The sequence below is a fragment of the Paraburkholderia sp. 32 genome (assembly GCF_050435345.1).
In the GTDB taxonomy this organism is placed as follows: domain Bacteria; phylum Pseudomonadota; class Gammaproteobacteria; order Burkholderiales; family Burkholderiaceae; genus Paraburkholderia; species Paraburkholderia tuberum.
On the sequence record NZ_JBNDKD010000001.1, the window covers coordinates 1,754,872 to 1,775,238 of the forward strand.

At 60.4% G+C, this 20,367-nt stretch carries 20 protein-coding genes; 15 read left to right on the forward strand and 5 right to left on the reverse strand.

Translation table 11 applies throughout. From position 1 onward, the window contains the following. Nucleotides 1-689 precede the first annotated feature (689 nt). The 6 genes from OKW26_RS08290 to OKW26_RS08315 all read left to right on the forward strand — a co-directional run bounded on the left by OKW26_RS08290 (nt 690) and on the right by OKW26_RS08315 (nt 6,479). Entirely contained in the window at nt 690-1,481 is a 792-nt protein-coding gene (locus tag OKW26_RS08290; RefSeq protein WP_429353256.1) for a hypothetical protein, read from the forward strand. A gap of 67 nt (nt 1,482-1,548) precedes the next feature. Next, complete coding sequence (locus tag OKW26_RS08295) at nt 1,549-1,863, forward strand: excisionase family DNA-binding protein (protein ID WP_429353257.1); 315 nt, start codon at nt 1,549-1,551, stop codon at nt 1,861-1,863. Between the two features lie 260 nt (nt 1,864-2,123). Further along, entirely contained in the window at nt 2,124-2,432 is a 309-nt protein-coding gene (locus OKW26_RS08300; RefSeq protein ID WP_429353258.1) for a hypothetical protein, read from the forward strand. Between the two features lie 1,029 nt (nt 2,433-3,461). After that, on the forward strand, nt 3,462-4,493 hold the full coding sequence (locus OKW26_RS08305; RefSeq protein ID WP_429353259.1) for a hypothetical protein: 1,032 nt from the start codon (nt 3,462-3,464) through the stop codon (nt 4,491-4,493). Nucleotides 4,494-4,538: 45 nt separating this feature from the next. Next, on the forward strand, nt 4,539-5,561 hold the full coding sequence (locus OKW26_RS08310) for an IS30 family transposase (protein ID WP_429352295.1): 1,023 nt from the start codon (nt 4,539-4,541) through the stop codon (nt 5,559-5,561). A gap of 510 nt (nt 5,562-6,071) precedes the next feature. Next, nucleotides 6,072-6,479, forward strand: coding sequence for an HU family DNA-binding protein (locus tag OKW26_RS08315; protein ID WP_429354196.1), 408 nt, complete (start codon nt 6,072-6,074; stop codon nt 6,477-6,479). Nucleotides 6,480-7,994: 1,515 nt separating this feature from the next. Here OKW26_RS08315 and OKW26_RS08320 read toward each other — a convergent pair. After that, nucleotides 7,995-8,504 carry a helix-turn-helix domain-containing protein gene (locus tag OKW26_RS08320; RefSeq protein ID WP_429353260.1) on the reverse strand — a complete coding sequence of 170 codons (510 nt, stop codon included), beginning with the start codon at nt 8,502-8,504 and terminating at the stop codon, nt 7,995-7,997. Nucleotides 8,505-8,876: 372 nt separating this feature from the next. Here OKW26_RS08320 and OKW26_RS08325 point away from each other — a divergent pair, with 372 nt between their 5' ends. The 7 genes from OKW26_RS08325 (at nt 8,877) to OKW26_RS08355 (ending at nt 14,802) form a co-directional block, all read left to right on the forward strand. After that, nucleotides 8,877-9,584 carry a response regulator transcription factor gene (locus OKW26_RS08325; protein WP_184025343.1) on the forward strand — a complete coding sequence of 236 codons (708 nt, stop codon included), beginning with the start codon at nt 8,877-8,879 and terminating at the stop codon, nt 9,582-9,584. A gap of 282 nt (nt 9,585-9,866) precedes the next feature. Further along, a complete protein-coding gene (locus tag OKW26_RS08330) occupies nt 9,867-10,823 on the forward strand; it encodes a 4-hydroxyproline epimerase (protein ID WP_429353261.1) in 957 nt (318 codons plus the stop codon). After that, the gene (locus OKW26_RS08335) at nt 10,820-11,977 is read left to right on the forward strand and encodes an NAD(P)/FAD-dependent oxidoreductase (RefSeq protein ID WP_429353262.1); all 1,158 of its coding nucleotides are present in this window, start codon (nt 10,820-10,822) and stop codon (nt 11,975-11,977) included. Before OKW26_RS08330 ends, OKW26_RS08335 begins: the two co-directional genes overlap by 4 nt. Continuing rightward, the gene (locus OKW26_RS08340; RefSeq protein ID WP_429353263.1) at nt 11,964-12,239 is read left to right on the forward strand and encodes a 2Fe-2S iron-sulfur cluster-binding protein; all 276 of its coding nucleotides are present in this window, start codon (nt 11,964-11,966) and stop codon (nt 12,237-12,239) included. Before OKW26_RS08335 ends, OKW26_RS08340 begins: the two co-directional genes overlap by 14 nt. Beyond that, entirely contained in the window at nt 12,236-13,528 is a 1,293-nt protein-coding gene (locus OKW26_RS08345) for an FAD-dependent oxidoreductase (RefSeq protein WP_429353264.1), read from the forward strand. The genes OKW26_RS08340 and OKW26_RS08345 overlap by 4 nt, the downstream gene beginning before the upstream one ends. A 159-nt stretch (nt 13,529-13,687) precedes the next feature. Further along, nucleotides 13,688-14,455, forward strand: a complete 768-nt coding sequence (locus OKW26_RS08350) for an AraC family transcriptional regulator (protein WP_090806925.1) — start codon at nt 13,688-13,690, stop codon at nt 14,453-14,455. Nucleotides 14,456-14,472: 17 nt separating this feature from the next. After that, nucleotides 14,473-14,802, forward strand: a complete 330-nt coding sequence (locus tag OKW26_RS08355; protein ID WP_429353265.1) for a hypothetical protein — start codon at nt 14,473-14,475, stop codon at nt 14,800-14,802. Nucleotides 14,803-15,119: 317 nt separating this feature from the next. On the opposite strand, the gene OKW26_RS08360 is transcribed toward OKW26_RS08355, so the two are convergent. The 4 genes from OKW26_RS08360 to OKW26_RS08375 all read right to left on the reverse strand — a co-directional run bounded on the left by OKW26_RS08360 (nt 15,120) and on the right by OKW26_RS08375 (nt 18,644). Beyond that, the gene (locus tag OKW26_RS08360; RefSeq protein ID WP_429353266.1) at nt 15,120-15,599 is read right to left on the reverse strand and encodes a DUF2778 domain-containing protein; all 480 of its coding nucleotides are present in this window, start codon (nt 15,597-15,599) and stop codon (nt 15,120-15,122) included. A 244-nt stretch (nt 15,600-15,843) separates the two neighbouring features. Further along, nucleotides 15,844-16,098 (reverse strand): hypothetical protein, encoded by a 255-nt coding sequence (locus OKW26_RS08365; RefSeq protein ID WP_090810191.1) that lies wholly within the window; start codon nt 16,096-16,098, stop codon nt 15,844-15,846. Nucleotides 16,099-16,251: 153 nt separating this feature from the next. Next, nucleotides 16,252-16,584 carry a hypothetical protein gene (locus OKW26_RS08370; RefSeq protein WP_090806920.1) on the reverse strand — a complete coding sequence of 111 codons (333 nt, stop codon included), beginning with the start codon at nt 16,582-16,584 and terminating at the stop codon, nt 16,252-16,254. Between the two features lie 167 nt (nt 16,585-16,751). Further along, nucleotides 16,752-18,644 (reverse strand): bifunctional sugar phosphate isomerase/epimerase/4-hydroxyphenylpyruvate dioxygenase family protein, encoded by a 1,893-nt coding sequence (locus OKW26_RS08375; RefSeq protein ID WP_090806918.1) that lies wholly within the window; start codon nt 18,642-18,644, stop codon nt 16,752-16,754. A gap of 319 nt (nt 18,645-18,963) precedes the next feature. On the opposite strand from OKW26_RS08375, the gene aroQ reads away from it, so the two are divergent. Together aroQ and OKW26_RS08385 are read left to right on the forward strand one after the other, a co-directional pair. After that, the gene (aroQ, locus tag OKW26_RS08380; protein ID WP_429353267.1) at nt 18,964-19,419 is read left to right on the forward strand and encodes a type II 3-dehydroquinate dehydratase; all 456 of its coding nucleotides are present in this window, start codon (nt 18,964-18,966) and stop codon (nt 19,417-19,419) included. Continuing rightward, complete coding sequence (locus tag OKW26_RS08385) at nt 19,416-20,366, forward strand: shikimate dehydrogenase (RefSeq protein ID WP_429353268.1); 951 nt, start codon at nt 19,416-19,418, stop codon at nt 20,364-20,366. Before aroQ ends, OKW26_RS08385 begins: the two co-directional genes overlap by 4 nt. The last annotated feature ends 1 nt before the right edge of the window (nt 20,367 follow it).

Consider the following 20,367-nt stretch of genomic DNA (forward strand, 5'->3'; position numbering starts at 1 on the left):
CGGAGGAATTAATGGGAGTGCGGCTCATAGGCCGATTATCCACCCTTTAATGGCGAGAGGCACGGTGATTCAATCACACGGACTGCAATTCCCGATTCTATAACGCTAATTGCGGGATATTTGTAATTGATATGCGGGAATCTGTTTGGGTCTGCATGAGAACAATGATTCTCATGCGAGTTTGTGGGGTGTTTTCGTAGTGGTTGGACCTGAACTCGATAGCTCGAAAGGTATTGTGGATTAGGGATGTTCCGAGTTTTTCCCGAAATGGCAATTTCATTTTTTGTTGAAATTAGTCAAAACACCGAAATAGGCTATTTGGCAGTGACGGAAACGAATTCGGAACGGCAATTGCCGAATATATGTTGATTAGAGAGTAAGATTGAGGGAGTGAGATATGAATAGCAGGGCGCACGTGAGCAAGTTCATACCAACTGCTGAACAAGCGGCGAAAATTCAGCAGGCGCTGAAATCGCACCGCAGGGCACAGCGGCGCGGGCGTTACGCCCCTCGCAGGCTGATTGAACGTTGGAGTGCCGAAGCCGGGATCGAACCCCAAAATCCCGCTGAGCCGAACGCTGGCAGCGCGAGTGAGGAAGGTGAGTGGAAGTGCGGCGATGACGACTCCTGACGGACACGACAGAGAGAGCGGGCGGGTTGATGTTCAGTAAGAGCGCGGGAGGCGAAAAGTGGGGTTTCGCGAGCACGTTCGGCGGCAGGCATCCAAGGCGCGGCGCGAGATGGTCCGCAACGGGACTCTGCTTGGAGAGCCCGAATTTCGTGCGTTGCTCGGTGTAGGCGAAAGGCGGCTCGCCAGCCTGGTCGCGGCGGGAAGTTTGTTTTCGATCGATGTCGACGGGTTGCGGTACTTTCCGGCCGTCCTTGGCGACCCAGGGCGAGACTGCACGCGGTTGTATTCCCTCTGCCGGATTCTGGTTCCAGCCCCATCGGCGAGCCGACTCGATTTCCTGGAAAGCAGGCAAGGCTCCTTGGGCGGTCTTTCTCCGCTCGACGCGCTCGGCGACTCGCGACTCTATCGGTCTGTGCGGGCCGCAGCTCGTGCGTGGGCAGCCGAGTGCTCTCGGACCATCGTGAAGATATTCATCGGCCGCTATCTCGAAGAACCTGAAGATGTTGCGGCGGCACACATGGCGGTGGACGAGGTTGACCCGAGGACCGACCTTTGGAAGCGCGCACTAGGCGCCTTGCAAGCCGATGGCTACATCTCGCCACCCCGAATGTTGCCTCAGGCCTACGAAGCAACAGTTTTCATCACACGAAACGCTGTCGGCAATCGTCCGGCCGTGCTGGAAGCCCGCATTGCCTTGAAGGTCACTAGCCACCTTGCTCATATAGAGGTGTCTGTTCCCGGCATGGCGCGCGGCGACCTATCTGTCCCGTTAGCGGCAAGCGACAACGTCGTCGACGTCGTGCTGCAAACCGTCGAGGCGATTCGGAGGTCGGATGGACAACCGGATTGATGTGATCAGATAACTTGATCGGTTGGCCGCACAAAGACGCGGACCGGAGGATCCCAAGGAGACGACCGTGGAGGCACCTAAACGACGTCAAGATGTACCGGAAGAGAAGTCAGAAGAGCTCACGATTGAAGAGGCGGCTAGGCTGCTCTTTGTTTCACGAACGCATTTGAATAAGCTGCTGGACGACGGCAAATTGTCCGGCGTGCGAACGACCGAGGACGGCCAACGACGAATTCCGCGCACTACCGTGGTGGCGTACAGGGAACAAATGCGTGCAGCGCAAAAGGAGGGACTCAACCGCATGGTGGAATCGACTGATCGCATGGGTCTCTACGACGCTGAGCTTGAGGGGCTTCCCGAGCGCCGAAGGACGCCGCGATGAGCAGGATAGTCAGCCGTCGGCTCTGACAGTCCAGCCGGCGCGCCCATTTTTTGAGAGACGTAGGCATGCGCGTCTCCGGCACAAATTGGGTCGACGTAGCCTCGTTTCCAGCGCCGTTGCGGCCGCGCTGCAGCGGTGCACCAAACGCATGCCGTCGACTTGTGATCGCCTTATGAAGCAGCTGCTTTTTTAGACCTAGACCTTGTTGTCTTGGAAAACGTCTGTCGGGGCGGCGGCTCCTCCGTTGGAGTGGATTGAGAATGACTGTGCGTGAGCTGATAGCCCTACTGCAACGGGCCGACCTTGAAAGTACCGTGCTTTTTCTCGACGACTACGCCGATCTGTCGGAGTCCGACGAGGTGATCGACGTAATTATCCCAGTGGAGCCTTGGACCCACGAACGCGGAACGTGCGGCGGCGCTGAATACGGCGTGCGTTACCCTGATGCGTTTGAGCCGCGCGACGAGAGCTACAGTGACGTTACACACGACGCGCAACGTGTCGTGCTAATCACGAATGGGCCGACTAACTTCCGCCGTAGGGGACTCACTGAACGGCGGGACAACTGAGTCTTGTTTGTGCCGGTCCCGTCGAGGCGGGGTGTTTCTCCGTGCTCAACGAAATTAGAGTCCATCTGCGATACGTGGGGTGCAATCAGGCTGACGCTACACCTAGTAGGAGCCTTGGCGCGGCCATTCGTCGAGGTCGCGCGATCCGACAGTCCTTTGCATTAGGGCTACGACTCCGAACAAGTCGAGTATGACTGCGTCAAGATTGTGGTCCTGTCCATGGACGGGGAGTTCCTGCAGTATCGTCAATAGGTAGGCTCGCTGCATGGCTGACTGGCTGGAAGCTTTGATAAGCAGTGGCCCATCTCACGTCGATATTCGTGGCTCCTCGGCGCTAAGCGCCCCGTAGTCGGCAAGTGCGCTGGCAATAGCCTCTAGCAACAGCGGTCCATATGTGGCCGCGAAGCGTTGCTTCTCGTCCGAACTGCGACGGCTAGCGCGGCTATCACCTCATATCACGGACTTTGACACATATCGTCGACGCTGATACGACCGATTAGACGGAATGGTGCAGTCGGCGCTTTCGTGGTGCCCATCTCACGAAGGCGAAGTCAGCAAATTCCTGGTAGGCCAGACGTTTCTTGTCACCGGCGGTATAGCGGGGCGGTGTTGCCGATTTTTGAATAGATTTCGAGTCGAGAGCGCGAATTTGGTCGTTTTCTGAAAAATTCTCGAGTCAAGTGAAGAGATTTCGAGCTAGTGTTCACTCGATATGCTGTCTACGGGCGTACGTTGCGGCCCGTCCAATGCCGATCCAACTCTGCTGGGGCTGGCTTGACTGCTTGCTAGCAGGGTTGCTTTTCGTCTTGGAACTGCCTGTTGGCGTTGAGACGGGCAACTGCTCATGCCTGTCGGTGCGAGGCGGGGGCACAAATTGGTCTTAGCCAATTTTGTTGACCACTTGGAGCGAATTAGTGAAATTGTTCTATATTTTTATCTATGAACTTGTCGCTCTGTGCTCGCTTAAGACATTGTCGCGTACGAGGCGAAGTTCGTAATCTGAGAAATTCGGGGCAATGGAGATGTTCAATGTCTAATGTTAAGCAGGCGACTAATATCCCCCTCTTGGCAGGCGCATTGTATGTGAACAACGCCCCCATTTTGACAGCCCATGAGCGGCTGCTTAGACATTACATGTCCGAACGAAGCTGGCTCGTGCATCTTAGTTTTCAAGATCGGTTTGAAGTGGCAGAAGACGCACCTGGTTACCTTCGAACGTTTATAAAAACACGAGCGTATTACGTCCCTAATCATCTTGTGCCTCTTTTTCCGACTGTTGAAACTCTTGGGTTTATAGATCCACTAGTGGACTGCCTTCGACTAAACTCGGAAAGTTCATTCTGCTTAAGTGGTAGTGGGATGTTTCTTGGTCAGGTAATGGCCATCGCTGATCTCGATTTTTGTGAATACTACACCAGTAACAGAAATGCTCTCGAAAAAAATATTCTCACCAAGATCAAAGGCTCCAAAGTGGCGCCATTGGTTGTAGTCAAGGCAAATGGTAATCTTTATAGATTACCGTTTCTGGAGCTTAAGCAGTTGATCGATGAAGGGAAATTTCTAAGAAATATTGGCAAAAATGATATTCCAATGAAGTTTGACTTCATCGCATCGATGGATAATTTAGGGGGGATTGCGGCGTCCAATATTGTTCTCCCCGTAAATAAGAAAATAAATTCAAAAAATGTCGAACTCAGTTGGCAATTTCAGGAGGCAGTCATCTTTGACGACAAATCGAAACCGAAACGACAGCTCTTTGATCCCGCGCAGCTTGGGAAGTATATCGCCTGGCTGTTAGCACAGGCCCGTCACTATATTAACCTCTCTAAAGAGTCATCTCAAATCTCAACTCAAATTAGCCTTTGCGTAAAGGCTTTGAAGCGACTCATGTCGCTTTTTTTGGTCGTCGAGTTGCCAGCTCACTGGGACCAACTGCTAAAAACGTTGCAGCGATCTGAGATGATGCATATAGTTTTGCAAGCACGTGCTAATGCACTTGACGAACTCATTCATCCGCTCCCCAATGAAATAGGGGCAGAATTGATAAGGCTGTATGCTTAGTCTCTAGTTCCAAGTGCAACACCTTGAATGAGGTAGGGTGTTGCGATGAAGAAGAACTACAAGCATTTGAGTGCGGAAGAACGCGCGGCGATCATGATCGAACATCAAAAGGGCGGCAGCATAAGAACTATTGCGGGGCTGCTGGGGCGCAGCGCTTCGACGGTGTCGCGCGAACTGGCGCGTAATTGCAGCGTGGACGCGCCGCGCTACTGTGCGACGCAGGCGGCCTCGGCCTATCGGCTGCGTCGTCGGCGCTGCGTACGGCCGCGCAAGTTGATCGAAGGCAGCGCGCTTTATCGGCATGTGCATGATCACCTGGTCTACTGGCGCTGGTCGCCGCAGCAAATCGCTGCCAAACTGCGGGCCATGTATCCAGACGACCCAAGTCAGCACGTCAGCCACGAGACGGTCTATGCTGCCATTTACACGTATGCACGTGGCTCGCTGAAACCAGCCATGATCGCAGCCTTGCGCCAAGAAAAACCGGCGCGCGGAAATCGGCGCACGACGCTTGCTGGCGGCAGCTATGTTCCCGAGGATTTGCGCATCCAATATCGCCCCGAGCAGATCGAGCAACGGCTGTTGCCGGGGCACTGGGAGGGCGACTTCATCAAGGGTGCGTTTAATCGTTCCGCCGTGGGCACGCTGGTCGAACGCAAGACGCGCTTCGTGATTCTGTGCCGCATGGATGGCTGTACGGCCAGGAATGCGCTGGAAGGCTTCTCGCGGCAAATGAAGAAGTTGCCGGCCTTTCTTCGCGAGAGCCTGACCTACGATCGGGGAACGGAAATGGCCTGCCATGTCGAGCTCTCCAGGCGGCTCAATATCGATATCTGGTTTGCTGATCCGCATGCGCCCTGGCAGCGCGGCAGCAATGAGAACACCAACGGCTTGCTGCGTCAGTTTCTGCCAAAGGGCACAGACCTTTCGACGCTCTCGCAGACCCAACTCAATGACATCGCCAAATTGCTTAACGGGCGGCCTCGCCAGACGCTCGGCTGGGACTCCCCCGAGGAAGCAATGGCTAAAGAGTTAGAGAAGGCTGGATTAGCTAAACGTTGCACTTGACTCTTGAGACTGCCATGTTTCGAAGAAGAGTAAATTTCGCTTTACGAAGAAGCAAATGAAAATTTTTCTTGATGAAATAGTTTTTCTTGCCGAGAATTTGGCCGATGAAGCAGAGATGAGGCTACAAGCCGGTAATGGTTTGAAGGCGGCGCAGTCATGAATCGCGAAGATCTGATTTCTAGAATCTTGGAGCTTGCGCCCGATATACCGGGGGTGCCGTCTATTACTCGAGAAAAGCTACGGGATGTCGATCCTGCAATGCTCGCTCGGCATTGTTCGGTCTTAGAAGAAATGGTGAAAGAAGTCGGGTCTTTAGAACCTTTCAATTTTTCATTATCGGGCCCGGACAAAACCCGAATTTCCGAGTTAAGTGAAGCTCGTGCAAGCAGTTTGCATCGCCTTAATAAGCTGCTTGATTCTGCGACGGAACATACTCAGGATCAGGGCGAAGAGTCCAAGAGTCTCCGAAAAAACCACGAGTCGGTAGAGTCCCACGCGGTTGTCGCGCCAGTGGTTTCAGGTAAGAAGGTAGTGGCCAAGAAAGCCGTAGCTAAGAAAGTCGCAGCTAAGAGAGTCGCCGAGAAAGCTCCCGGCGCTCCGCCGCCGATCAAGGATACCTTTACGAAGGCCTCGTTGGCTGCACATGTCGCAGAACGTGCTGGTGTTGAGCCAAAGTCCGCCAAGGCTGTGCTTGCCGCGCTCGAAGATACGATCCTCGGCGCGGTCCACAAGAAGGGGGCCGGGGAATTCACGCTTTCGGGCCTTCTCAAGATTATCGTCCAAGCAGTCCCAGCGAAGAAGAAGCGCTTCGGGAAAGATCCGTTCACGGGCCAAGAGCGTTGGTTCCCCGCCAAGCCGGCGAGCACGCATGTCAAGGCGAAACCGTTGAAGAAGCTTAAGGAAGCTGTTAAATCATAGTCAGCGCGGGGCGAATGACGCATCAACCATTCGTGAAGGTTGACAATCGCTCCATCTCAGTCCGCAATATGAGAGGATTCGATGGAGCGAATGGGATGTCGGTTGAGATATTCGGCGAGTCCATTCCAGCGCGGCTCTTCGACAGATTTTGTGCTGGCTGTGCGAGACTCCAATACAAAGTCAGTTGTTTGAACGCTTGCCAGCGGTAAGGTCGAGAATGACCACGTCGATCAATGCACGTCGTGCCTCTGGAATACTATCGACAAGCATCTTCTGCATTTCGGCCGCAGACTTCGGTGACGCAGTGCCACTTGGAGGCACTTGCAATCTTCGCCCGGATTTCGAGGGCAAATCACCGAACCATAGGACACGGTAAATGCCTCGTCCATCCGAACGCCAATCGATTAGATAATCGCTGATCGAGCTGGTCGGTAGCGGCTTGCCACACCTTGGGATGCCACTGTCCCTTTACCTCCATCGGAAGCTGAAACTGACCACAAGCAAACGCGAGATCTGCACGCTTTGTGTTCGGCATGTCAGCCTCAGTGATTCGATGTACGCCGTACTGCATTAGGTTCGGGCCAATAATGGCGGCCAAGCGATCCCGGCAGCGATTTTCATTGAACGGAACTCCCGTGTCATTCCAGAAGTCGCGGACCTGGTCGACGTCGTCAGCGATGAGGATCTTCTGTGCGACAGCGAGCTCTTCTAGGACAAGTGCCTTAAGGTCGTCAGAGTTCGCGGAGCACCGTCGGTCAGCAGCCTGCCGAGCGCTGCCGCCGTCAATGGCTCGAATCTCTCTTCGGCCCGTTTCTGCGCTTGTTTTGCCGCCATGTGTCGGATCAGGTCGGAATAAGTATCCTGCGGCGCGAGCATTAGCTGCTGCATCGCTTGATGTTCCGCTGGGCTGGTATCGTTCGCTAGGCGACTGATCATAGCCCGCAGGAAGTCCGTCGCGTCGTAGGGGCTTGTGTGGCCTGAGCCTCTCGACGATGACGGGGCTTCCAGTAGCATGTGAGCTGTCCAGCAGCGGAGCGTTACCGCGCGCGTTCGCCTGAACATCGGCGTTCCGTGATGCTTCAGTGAAGCGTCGCTGCAGACGTGGCCTCTTCGCCTTGCGATTTGAAGCGGAGAAGAGCAAGTAAGGTCCGTTCGAAGCCGTCGGTTTCGGCGCCGTCTTTCATGTGTGCCGAGCGTCGACAACAGCCTGCGGGTTCAGGTCCTCTATTCAGCTTGATCGTCAGGAAGGATCGGCAAACCGCAAGAGGCGTCGTAGGGAAGGGCTTGAAGGAAGCGCGGAGCCACGCGACTACCTGACGAACCGAAACCAGTTATGAGGCTTGTCGATGGAAACAACTGGGCAGCGTGGGCCAGGATCACGCGCAGTTCAACACCTGATGCATATTTCGCGAGCCTGCTCCCTAGGGAGCGGCTCACGTCTCGCATGTCGGAAACAACATGCTGGCTGGTCCGGAAACGTGACTTTCATCCAGCTCTGCGAGTAGCTGCAAGGCGCTATCCGTCATTTGGGGGAGCGGCAATTATCGGTCCGAGCTCGTCCGCAAAATCGGGTGCCAAGAGTTCCACAACCTCGACATTGAGCGCACCTGCAATTTTGTCGAGGACGTCGAGCGTAAGGTCGGGACTTTTCCGTTCAATCTGACTCACGTAGCCCCACGGAAGTCCGGCACGCTTTGTCAATGCGTTTTGTGATAGCGCGCGCATCGTACGATGGCCTTGAATTTTTGCTGCAACCGACGCGCGGAACGTTTGAATGCGCTCCTTTGAAGGGCTCGAGTACCTGTCTCTTCCGAAAAAATGACACGGATCGACGTTCAGTGCTACTGCGAGGTTCATGATCGTGTCGAGCCTAGCGTTCCCGGACTTCTTTTCAATTAGGTAGAGCGTGTTCCTACCGATGTTTGCCCTTTGACATAGAGCATCTCCCGAGATCTTCTTTTCTTTTCGGGTCATGGAAACTGAACGCGCAAGCTTCTCCTTCGCGAGCAATAGAGTCTCGGGCATGTTGACAAGTCAATGTGAGGGACTTGGCGAATGATAACGCGAGAAGTTTCGTTCGCAGTCTGAGGTCGGATTTGGCGTCCTTGAAAACATCGGTTCTAGAAGGGGAGTGCACAATCCGTATCGCGTGTTTTCGATGAGATTTCGATAACCGGACGCCGCCGAGGCAGAAACTGGGCGATTAACATCGGCAACTTTGCACATCCAAGATCGTGGATGGCAGCTTTTTTAGTTTTTTCTACTGTTTTTTGCGCGGTGTCGGAGAATTTCACTCAAAGATAGAGCGGTGGAAGAGAGTCGGTAAAAATCGCACCCGGTCGTGGAAGTTAGATTTGACACCAAATCAAATCAACCTCCGGCCAGCAAGTCCATCCCATGCGCGTTGCAGTTCTTCAGCGTGACCCGGTCATGCGTCAGTCCATTGAATCAAGTCTGGTGAGAGCCGGCCATTTCTGCGCGGCCTATGACGACGGCGTTGCGATGTCGAGGTCGCTCGTGCGCTCCACGATGGATCTGCTGGTGCTCGACTGGCAGGAGATGCGGCCCGCCGGCGCGGACCTGTTGCGCTCGGTGCGCCGCGTGGCAGGCGAGCACGTGCCGATCATGTTCGTGTCGAACGACGGCTCGGAGGAAAGCATGGTGCGCGCGCTCGCCGGCGGTGCCGACGATTACCTCGCGTTGCCGCTGCGTGACGCCGAGTTTCGCGCGCGAGTCGCGGCGCTTCTGCGGCGCGCGTATCCGGAGCGTTTCAGCGCCGCGACCTGTTTCGAGATCGGCCCCTATTGCTTCGACACGATCCGCCGGGCGGTCACGCTGCGCGGCGAGCCGGTGCCGCTGTCGCCCACCCAGTACCGGATCGCGGCGCTGTTCTTTTCCAACGTCGATCGCGTGATGTCGCGCGACCATATCTTCGCGACGGTGTGGGGCCGCGAACTGCGCGAGTTCACGCGGACCATCGACAGTCATGTGTCACGGCTGCGTCTGCTGCTCGCGATCGAGCCGCACAATGGTTTCCGGCTGCAGCCGGTATACAGAAGCGGCTACCGGTTGCTGCGGCTTCACGACCATGTGCTCAGGGAGTGAAGATTCGCAGTCGGCGCGCACGGCATGAGGTCGCCACGGCCAGGTATATGCTGAAATCCGCGTTGCAGCCCGTCGCGCTCGCCAGCGGTGTTCATTCTCCTTACGTGTCTGTATCGGTTAGCCGGGTTGCCGCGTTTGCGCCGATGGTCGTCGACGCCGATACCGAATAGCGGGACGTTTCGCGCCCCGCGCGCGCGGCGTCTCACGCATCGCGCCGCTATGCCGAAATCGTCTCAATCCGCGCGCACGCGCACCAAGACCCACCGGCCCGCGATTCCTACCATGGGCGACATGAAAACCCTCAACATCATCGACTCGCACACCGGCGGTGAGCCCACCCGCCTCGTGGTGTCGGGTGGCCCGGATCTGGGCGGCGGCACGCTCGCGCAACGGCTCGAGGTGTTCCGCACCCGCTTCGACGACTGGCGCGCCGGCATCGTCACCGAACCGCGGGGCTCGGACGTGGTGGTCGGCGCGTTGCTCTGCGAGCCCGACGATCCGACTTGCGCGGCCGGCGTGATCTTCTTCAACAACGTCGGCTATCTCGGCATGTGCGGGCACGGCACCATCGGGCTCGTCGTGTCGCTCGCGCACATGGGGCGGATCGGGCCGGGACGACACCGCATCGAAACGCCGGTCGGCATGGTCGAGGCGACGCTGAACGAAGACGGCGGCGTCGCGGTGCGCAACGTGCCCGCGTATCGCCACCGCGAGGCGGTGCAGGTCGACGTGCCAGGCTATGGCGCACTGACCGGCGACATCGGCTGGGGCGGCAACTGGTTTTTCCTCGTCGCCGAGCATGGGCACGAGCTCGAAGCCGCGAACATCGCGAGCCTGACGGCTTTCAGCTCGGCGATTCGCGACGCGCTGATCGCACAGAACATCACCGGCGCGAACGGCGCGCTGATCGACCATATCGAGCTGTTCGGACCGGGTTCGCGCGAGGGCCTCGACAGCCGCAGCTTCGTGCTGTGTCCCGGCAATGCGTACGACCGCTCGCCGTGTGGCACCGGCACGAGCGCGAAAGTCGCGTGTCTCGCGGCCGACGGCAAGCTCGCCGAAGGCGCGGTGTGGCGCCAGGAGAGCATCATCGGCAGCGTGTTCGAGGCGAGCTATCGCACGGCGGGCGACGGCGTCCACGTGATTCCGACCATCACCGGTCACGCGCACATCATGGCCGAAGGGCGTCTGTGTTTCGACGAGCGCGATCCGTTCGCGTGGGGTATCCGGACCGCATGAGCCCGGACGTGCTGATTATCGGAGCCGGTATCGTCGGTGCCGCGTGCGCGGCGGAACTGGCCGCGCTCGGCATGCGCGTCGACGTGCTCGATGCGCAGCGCATCGGCGGCGGCGCGACGGCGGCCGGCATGGGCCATATCGTCGTGATGAACGACTCGCCTGCCGAATTCGCGCTGAGCCGCTATTCGCGCGAGCTATGGCTCGAGCTCGCGCCGCAGCTGCGCGCACGCGACGCGTTCGCGCGCTGCGGCACGCTGTGGGTCGCAGCCGACGACGAAGAACGGCAAGCCGCCCGCGCCATGCAGGCGGCGTTTGAGAGCCAAGGCGTCGCCGCGCAATTGCTGGACTCGGCCGAACTGCGCGCCTGCGAACCGGCGCTCGCACCATCGATGGCGGGCGGCTTGCGCATCGAGCACGACAGCATCGTGTATGCGCCGACCGCCGCCGAATGGCTGCTCACGCAGTCGCCGCATGCGGCGAATATCAGCGTGCGACCTGGAGCGCCGGTCGCGTCGGTCGGTGCGGCTGGCGTGACCCTGGCGTGCGGCGAGCGCACCAGCGCGGCGCACGTGGTCGTCGCGAACGGCCTCGGGGCGGCGCAATTGTTGCCGTGGCTGCCGTTGCAGCCGAAGAAAGGCCATCTGCTGATCACCGACCGCTACCCGGGGCTGATCCGTCATCAACTGCTCGAACTTGGCTATATCAAGAGCGCGCATCACGCGAGCGGCACGTCGGTCGCGTTCAACGCACAGCCGCGTCCGACTGGGCAACTGCTGATCGGCTCGTCGCGCCAGTTCGAAACAACCGATCCGGCCGTCGAGATGCCGGTGCTCGCCCAGATGCTGCAACGCGCCGCGCAGTATCTGCCGGGGTTGCCGGCGCTCAGCGGCATCCGCGCGTGGACGGGGTTTCGCGCGGCGTCGCCGGACGGCCTGCCGCTGATCGGACCGGCCGGCGAGTTCGCGCCCGACGTCGGCGCTGGCTCCGCATCCCGCCTATGGCTCGCGGTCGGCCACGAAGGGCTTGGCGTGACGACCTCGCTCGCGAGCGCGAAACTACTCGCGGCGCAGATCGCGGGCCATGCCGCGCCGATTCCGTGCGAACCTTATCTACCGATGCGTTTTGCAGAGCAGGTGGCCCATGACCGACACTGACGCGGCCCGTATCCGTTTGACCGTCGACGGCCGCAGCATCGAAGTGATGCCCGGCACGACCATAGCCGCGGCGCTCGCGATCGCGGGTGTGCGCGGCTCGCGGCTGTCGGTCAAGGGCGAGCCGCGCGAAGCCTTGTGCGGGATGGGCGTGTGCCAGGAGTGCCGCGTCACGATCGACGGTCGCGCGCACGCGCTCGCGTGCCAGACGCTATGCCGCGACGGCCAGCACGTGCAGACACGAAACGGGACAGTACACGCATGACGCAGCACTTCGACATCGTGGTGATCGGCGGTGGTCCGGCCGGGCTCAATGCCGCGCGGGCGGCGGCGCAGTCGGGCGCGACTGTCGCGCAGATCGATGACAATCCGCGCGCCGGCGGCCAGGTCTGGCGCCAGGGGCCCGCCTATCCGCCGCAAGCAGCGTTGCATGCGTTGCTCGCGGCGTTGCAATCGCAGCAAAACTTCACTTACTGGCCATCGACGCGCGTGATCGCGCCGCTCGGCGTGCAAGGCTTGCTGCTCGAATCCGCCGAACACGGCGGCGTGTCGATCACCTATGACAGACTGATTCTTGCGACCGGCGCGCGCGAGCGTCTTCTGCCGTTTCCCGGCTGGACCTTGCCCGGCGTGACCGGCGCGGGCGCGTTGCAGGCGCTGATCAAAGGCGGCATGCCGGTGCGCGACGAACGGATCGTGATCGCCGGCAGCGGCCCGCTGCTGATGGCCGCGCTCGCCACCGCGCGAGAGGCCGGCGCGCGCGTGATCGCGGTGGTCGAGCAGGCATCGGCGGCCGAGGTCGCGCGTTTCGGCGTATCGCTGCTGCGCGAGCCCGCGAAGCTGCGTCAGGCGATCAGCCTCACGCGCGGCTTCGCGGGACTGCGCTACTGGACCGGCAGCATCGTGAGCGAAGCCCGTGGCGCGCAGCGCGTGCAACAGGTGACGATCCGGCGCGGTGAACGCGAGGTGACGCTCGATTGCGACCGCGTCGCGTGCGGCTTCGGACTGCTGCCGAACGTCACGCTTGCCCAGGCGCTCGGCTGCGCGATCAACGACGCGGGCGAAATCGTCATCGACGACGGACAGCGCACCTCGCTCGAACGCGTTTATGCGGCGGGCGAGTGCACGGGCGTTGGCGGCGCTGAGCTCGCTGGCGCGGAAGGCGAGATCGCCGGTCTCGTGGCGAGCGGCGCGGCGAGCACGCAACGCGCCGCGCTGGCGGCGCTGGTCGCGCAACGCGCGCGCTGGCGGGGCTTTGGCGCGCGCGTCGCGGCGTCGTTCGCATTGGGCGAGGCCGCGCGCACGCCGCCCGCCGACGCGACGCTGTTGTGCCGTTGCGAGGACGTGAGCGTCGGCGAGGTGCGCCGCTGCGCCGACTGGCGTGACGCGAAACTGCAGACGCGCTGCGGTATGGGCCCTTGCCAGGGGCGCATCTGCGGCGCGGCCGCGAGCCTGTACTTCGGCTGGCCGACCGCCGCGGCGCGTCCGCCGTTCAGTCCGGCGCAAATCGGCACGCTGATGAGCGCCGCCGAACCGCCGACTGCGGCGCCATGACGGCTCCGCGCTTACCCTCGGTAGATATTGGCGGGCGACGCGCGGCTCTATAATCGACCGCAATCAACCGCACGAGCAGGCTGCCCGGCCGCACCGGCGCAGCGATCCGCGAACGCAACCTAACGCAATCAACCAGGCACGCACCCACGGAACCGCACGATGAACACGCTGGCGCATCCGCTCGAAACTGACGATACGACGCTGTCCGGCATGCTGTCGCATTTCAGGTTGCTCGAGCCGGTATTCGATGCAATGCCGGACGTCGTGTTCTTCGTCAAGGACGCCGACGCGCGGTATGCGCTCGTCAACCGCACGCTCGCTTCGCGTTGCGGCTTCAAGGAAAAGGCCGCGCTGCTCGGCAAGACCGCGGAAGACGTGTTTCCGCGCCGCTTCGGGCGCATCTATACCGCGCAGGACAAGGCGATCATCGGCGTCGGCAACCAGATGCTCGATCAGCTCGAACTGCATCTGTATCCGGGCCGTCAACCGGGCTGGTGCCTGACCTGCAAACAACCGTTGCGCGATGCGACGGGCAAGGTGGTCGGCCTCGCCGGCATCTCCCGCGATCTGAAAGCCGACGAAAGCAGCCATCCGGCCTACAGCCGGCTTGCCGCCGTCGTGCAGTCGATCCAGCAGAATTACGTGCAGCCGCTGAACCTGAAGCAGCTTGCGGCGATGGCGGACATGTCGGTCGCGCAGCTGGAGCGCTACTTTCACAAGGTGTTTCATCTGACGCCGCGCCAGGTGCTCCTGAAAACGCGACTCGACGCGGCGACCGCGCTGCTGGTGTCGCACGACAAGGTCACCGACGTCGCCGCGCGTTGCGGCTACACCGATCACAGCGCGTTCACACGGCAATTCAAGGCGACCGTCGGCGTCACACCGACCGAATACCGGATGTTGCTGCACGGTACGCTGCGCGGCTGAACGGCGTCGCACGTGTCATGGCGGGTCGCGTGCATCACTACTACGTGTACGTCGTCGCGCTCGACGACAAGGTGTGGAACGAGGCGCGCTTTCGTCGCGCGAATCCTGGTTACCGTTTCGACAAGCCGTGCGTGTACGTCGGCATGACGGGGCTCGACCCGGACTTGCGCTTCGATCGGCACAAGGCGGGCATTCAGGCGAATCGCTTTGTGCGCGACTACGGCCTGCGTCTGATGCCCGAACTGTACGACGTGTTCAACCCGATGCCTTATCGCGGCGCGCAGGATATGGAAGTGGAATTGGCGATCGGGCTGCGCGAGGCGGGGTATGGGGTATGGCAGGCTTGAAAGGCTTGACGCGGCCGAATTCCATTGTGACGAGCGTGCTCAATGTGCTCGCCGCCATGCGATGACGCTTGCCGGCACTACCAATGCGATGGCGACGATATATCCCGAAACGATCAGCACAAAGTTGCCCCAAGCTTCGACATCGTAGGCGTCGGGCTCCCAATTGGGATATAGGCAACGCAGTAGCCATCGAACGGAACCAGCGAACCATAACGGTATCTGGAACGATAGTTGTTGCGTGCCCCATGCGAGTGCAGTGCCTAATGCGACCCATATCCCAAGTGCACTGATGCACCATCGAAGCAATCGGGCGTCTCTCATCGCACTTCTACTCGCCCGTAAGCTCGCATGTTAGTTCCTGGTATTGGCAGCGTTGGCGAAGTCCGACGGATATAGCGCTGCAGCCGCTCAAAGCCAGCCAGATCTTTTACGGTAATGCAACCTTGGCTTAGATGCCTCGACCCTTCGGGATGAAGGCGGAATTGACCCCGCCGGATGCCTTGAATCATCGTCACGTCGCCGCCGTGAGGATTCCACAGCGTGAACCATTTGTGCCGATCACTACTTCCGAAGTGTTCACCGATAAAGTCCCTTAGTCCCCCGATGCGTCCGCCGGATTGGCGGTCAATCAGGTAGTACGTGCCGGGAGGTATCGGGCCGACATCCACATCCGCGACATTGTCGGGATTGTCCCTGCCGGCTCTCTGACCTGAATAGGCCTCGACCGCGCCAAAGCCTGAACAGACGAATCGTGAAGTTTCTTTCCGATTGAGCTCGAAGGTACAGCTTACAGTCATTGGTTTTTGCTCCAGAATTCCCTGAGGTGGCGGAGCAATGACTATTGCGTGTACGTCGGTGCCAGACAATCGGAGCGTTCTTAAAGATGCCTCGCATGTCTACGAAACTGATGCAGAAGCGCGGCGGTCTGATCTATCGCCAAAAACGTAGGCCACGCTCAATGGCTGTGCCTGAATAGAAAAAAGCCGCGTCAACGCAACGCGCTGACGCGGCCTCGGATGACCGGGTCGCGAGCCGATCTGCTTACTTCACCCCAAGCCCTCGCAACACCGCATTACCCTCGGACGTCAGACGGATATGCGGCGTGCCCGCATCGTTCGAAACGGTCTCGACGAGACCTGCTTCGTAAAGCTGCGGAATTTCGGGTTTTGCGGATGCATCGATCGGCGCGTGCAGCAGCAGCAGCAGCGTCGCGAGCTCGTGATGGCTCAACAGACGGCGCAGGATAGTAGGCCGTTTCGCCGGTGTTTCGTTGGTGTTGATTTCGGGCTGATTCATGGAGCGCACCTCGTGCGGGGACATGTCCGGGGATCTTGCGGACGAAGTCTTAAACGATTCTTAAGACTCCATTGTCCTGTAACACCGTGACATGAACGTTGCAATGGATCAGATTCCGGCGCCTGCAACGTCGCCTTTATGCGCCACAAAGCCTTATGGCGCGCAGGTTTTGCTTGCCGATTCGATCCACAGGTTGCTTACATGACGCTTGCCCGCATAGAAACGGTAAGTTGTCGCGCCGTTGTCGCTGCGTACCTTGACGACGTTCGAGTCGCCGAAGTCGAGCATCTGACCCTGCGGGATCCCGGTCGACTTGAACGCGGCGTTGTGATGATTGGCCATCTGCGTCAGACAGGCGACCACGTCGTCGACGGAACGCTGTGTCGTCGTGTCCGTGACGGGTTCGCCGGAATCCGGGTCTTTCTGGAAATACGCGCAAGCGCTGAGCAGTAGCGAAAGGGACAGGACTGCAGCGAACTTCTTCATATCTCTCCTGGCGTTGATTCGGCGATTCGGCTGAGCAGGCGCCATTATATCGAGACGGCGAGCCTGCCCGATCGGGGACGCAGCTCGCGTGCCTGAAAAGACGAAATCCGTATCGACGCGGCGACTTCCAATGACGAAGCCGCCGTCGTGCCTCCGGTGTCCGCCCGTTACTTGCGCCGCTGCGCCTGCGCCGCGAGCCGCACCGCCGCATTGGCCGCGCCGTAGCCGTCATAGCCGCCGCGCCGCTCGACGATCTCGAGGAAGAAGCGCTGGTCGAGTTGCTCCGTATAAGCGTGGAAAAACTCGCCGCCGCGTTCGTCGCGGTCGTACAGGATATTGTTCGCGCGCATCGCTTCGAGCAGCGTGTCGGACAGCGCGTAGCGGGCCGCGAGGTCGTCGTAGTAATTGCGCGGAATGCGCAGGATCGGCACGCCGTCGGCGACGAACTCGGGGAGAGCGCTGAAGATGTCGCCGGTACTGAACGCGACGTGGTTCAGTCCGGAGCCGTGATACGTGTGCAGCGCCTCGGCCACCGCCGTATGGCGATCCACCGATGCATTCAGCGCGATCCGCACCGAGCCGTCGGGGCTGCGCAGCGCGCGGCTGCGCACGAGGCCGTACGGATCGGGAACGAGCACCCCCGGCTCGGCCAGGAAGCCGAACGCGGTGCGCAGAAACAGCACCCACGTATCGAGCGCACTCGCCGGCACCGACAGACACACGTGATCGATGCGCTCGAGCGGTCCCACCTCGGTCGGGCCGTTGACGTCGGTCAGCACGAAATCGGCCTCGAACAGCGTGGGCTGATCGGGCGTTTCGTCGACGAAATAGTTGAGACTGCCATCCGGCGCCTGCACGGCCGGCAGCACGCGCTCGTTCGGCCCGATCTGGCCGGAGAACGGCGCGTAGCCAAAGCCGGCCGCGCGCTCGAATGCGTGGCTCGCGTCATCGACACGAAACGCCGATGCGCACAGCGACAACCCATGCTGCTGAAAAAACGCGTTCGCGAACGAATCGGGCTCGGCGTTCAGCACGATCGAGGCCGCGCCGTGCTGATACAGCGTGACGTCCTTCGAGCGATGCTGGCCGGCCTGGCGAAAGCGCAGCTTGCCGAGCCAGTCGGCTAGCTGCGTGCGCGTGGTGTGATCGACCGCGAATTCGAGGAACTGATAGCCGACGTGCGCGGGCGCGGCGGGCGAGCGGTACAGGCCGCCTGTCGTTTTGCGCGGCTGCTGTTGCTCTTCGAGCAACGCGCGAGTTTGCTCTTCGAGGAACAACAACGAGCGATGGCCATCGGCGGCCGTGATCGTGGTGGGGGCGGCGCGAAAGCCGTCGTTGAAGATTTCCAGCGAAAGCGGGCCCTTGTAGCCAGCTTTGACGACCTGCGCGGTGAAGTTCGCGAGATCGAAGTCGCCCTGGCCGGGGAAGCAGCGGTAGTGGCGGCTCCATTCGAGCACGTCCATCGCAAGCTTCGGCGCGTCCGCGATCTGCACGAACGCGATGCGCTCGCCAGGAATGTCGGCGATCGCGTCGGGCGTGTCGTTCAGCGACAGCGTATGAAAGCTGTCGAGCACGAGCCCGAGATTCGGATGATTCACGGCGTCGACAAGCTTCCACGCGTGGCGATAGGTCTTTACGTGCCTGCCCCAGGCGAGCGCTTCGTAACCGGCGAGCACGCCAGCCGCTTCGGCCGCGCGGGCGAGCGCGCCCAACTGGTCGATCATCAGCGAGTCGTCGCAGATCGTGTCCGGCGACACGTTGCTGCACACGAGGATGCGGTCCGTGCCTAGCTCGTGCATTACGTCGAACTTGCGCTTCGCGCGGTCGAGATTACGCTCGAGCCGTTCGGGACTGACACCGTCGAAATCGCGAAACGGCTGGAACAGCATGATCTTCAGGCCGAGGTCGTCGGCGATGCGGCGCACGTCGGCGGGCGAGCCGTCGAAATACAGCAGGTCGTTCTCGAAGATTTCGACACCTTCGAAACCCGCCGCGCGGATCGCGCTCAGCTTCTCGACGAGAGTGCCGCTAATCGACACGGTGGCAATCGAACGTTGCATGAACGGCTCCTGCAAAAACGGACAAACGAGGGGGAAACTCAGAGAAAAACCGCGGCGGCGCGCCTGGAGGCGCGGCCTGCCGGGCTTGCTGCAATGCGCAAAAACGAGCTAGTTCGTTACGCACTGAAGCAAGACGCAGGCCAGAATACCCCACACTACCCGGGAGTTTCGACAGTCTATACAAACTAACTAGATGGTACAAATTCGTAGAAACCCCGAATGACGACGACGGCCGATGCGCGCACACTTCGCCATGCGTCGAAGAACCGCCGCGGGTGCCGCGGTTCGAGTCGCGCCTTATTTTGCGGGAGTCGTTGTCATGAGCTTTGCCTCCGTACTGGTCCTGAACGGACCGAACCTCAATCTGCTCGGCACGCGCGAGCCGGCCATCTATGGCGCGCAAACGCTCGACGACGTCGCGAAGCTGTGCCGCGAGGCGGGCGAGCGCCTCGACCTCGCGATCGACTTCTGCCAGTCGAACGCCGAGCATCAGTTGATCGACTGGCTGCACGCGGCGCGCACCAAGGTCGACGGCATCGTGATCAATCCGGCCGCTTACACCCATACGTCGGTCGCGATCGCCGACGCATTGAGCGCGATCGAAAAGCCCGTCATCGAGGTGCATATCTCGAACGTGCATCGGCGCGAAGCGTTCCGGCATCACTCGTACGTGTCGGCGGTGGCGGACGCGATCATCGTTGGCTGTGGCACGCAGGGCTATGTGCTCGCGCTGGAACGGATGGCGACGATTCTTAAGAATAGGGCGGCGAAATGAACACTCAAGCGAACACTCAAGCGAACACTCGGGGAAATTCCCGGACCGATGCGCAGATCGCCGCGTTGGCCAATGCGCAGGCGAGCTTGCGGGCCACTCCCCACTCCTTTCTGGTCGGCCTGATCGGCTCGGGCATCAGCGGTTCGCTCACGCCCGCGATGCACGAGGAAGAGGGCAGCAAGCTCGGACTGCACTATGTCTATCGACGCATCGATCTCGATGCGCAGAAGCTCGACACCGCCGCGCTGCCGGAGCTGCTGACGGCGGCCGAACGGATGGGTTACAACGGCCTGAACATCACGTATCCGTGCAAGCAGGCGGTGATTCCGCTGCTCGACGAACTGTCCGACGACGCCCGCGCGCTCGGCGCGGTCAACACCGTGCTGTTCAAGGACGGCAAGCGCATCGGTCACAACACCGACTGGTCCGGCTTCGCGCGTGCGTTCCAGCGCGGCCTGCCGGACGTGTCGCTGGAACGCGTCGTGCAGCTTGGCGCCGGCGGCGCCGGCGCGGCGGTCGCGCATGCGGCGCTGAACATGGGCGCGCAGTCGCTGACGCTGTTCGACGTCGATGCCGCCCGCGCGCAGTCGCTCGCCGACGAGTTGCAGGCGCGTTTCCCGAAAGCCAAGGTCAGCGCGGGCACGTCGCTCGAAGATTCGCTCGGCGCGGCGCAAGGCCTGATTCACGCTACCCCGACCGGTATGGCTAAAATGCCGGGCCTGCCGCTGCCGGCCGAATTGCTGCACCGCGACCTGTGGGTCGCCGACATCGTCTATTTCCCGATTCGCACCGCGCTGCTGCAGGCGGCCGAGGCGCTTGGCTGCCGCACGCTGAGTGGCGGCGGCATGGCGGTCTACCAGGCGGTCGACGCCATGCGTATTTTCACGGGCCTCGAGCCGGACGCCGAGCGCGTCTACACCCACTTTCAATCGTTGTTGCAACGCTAAC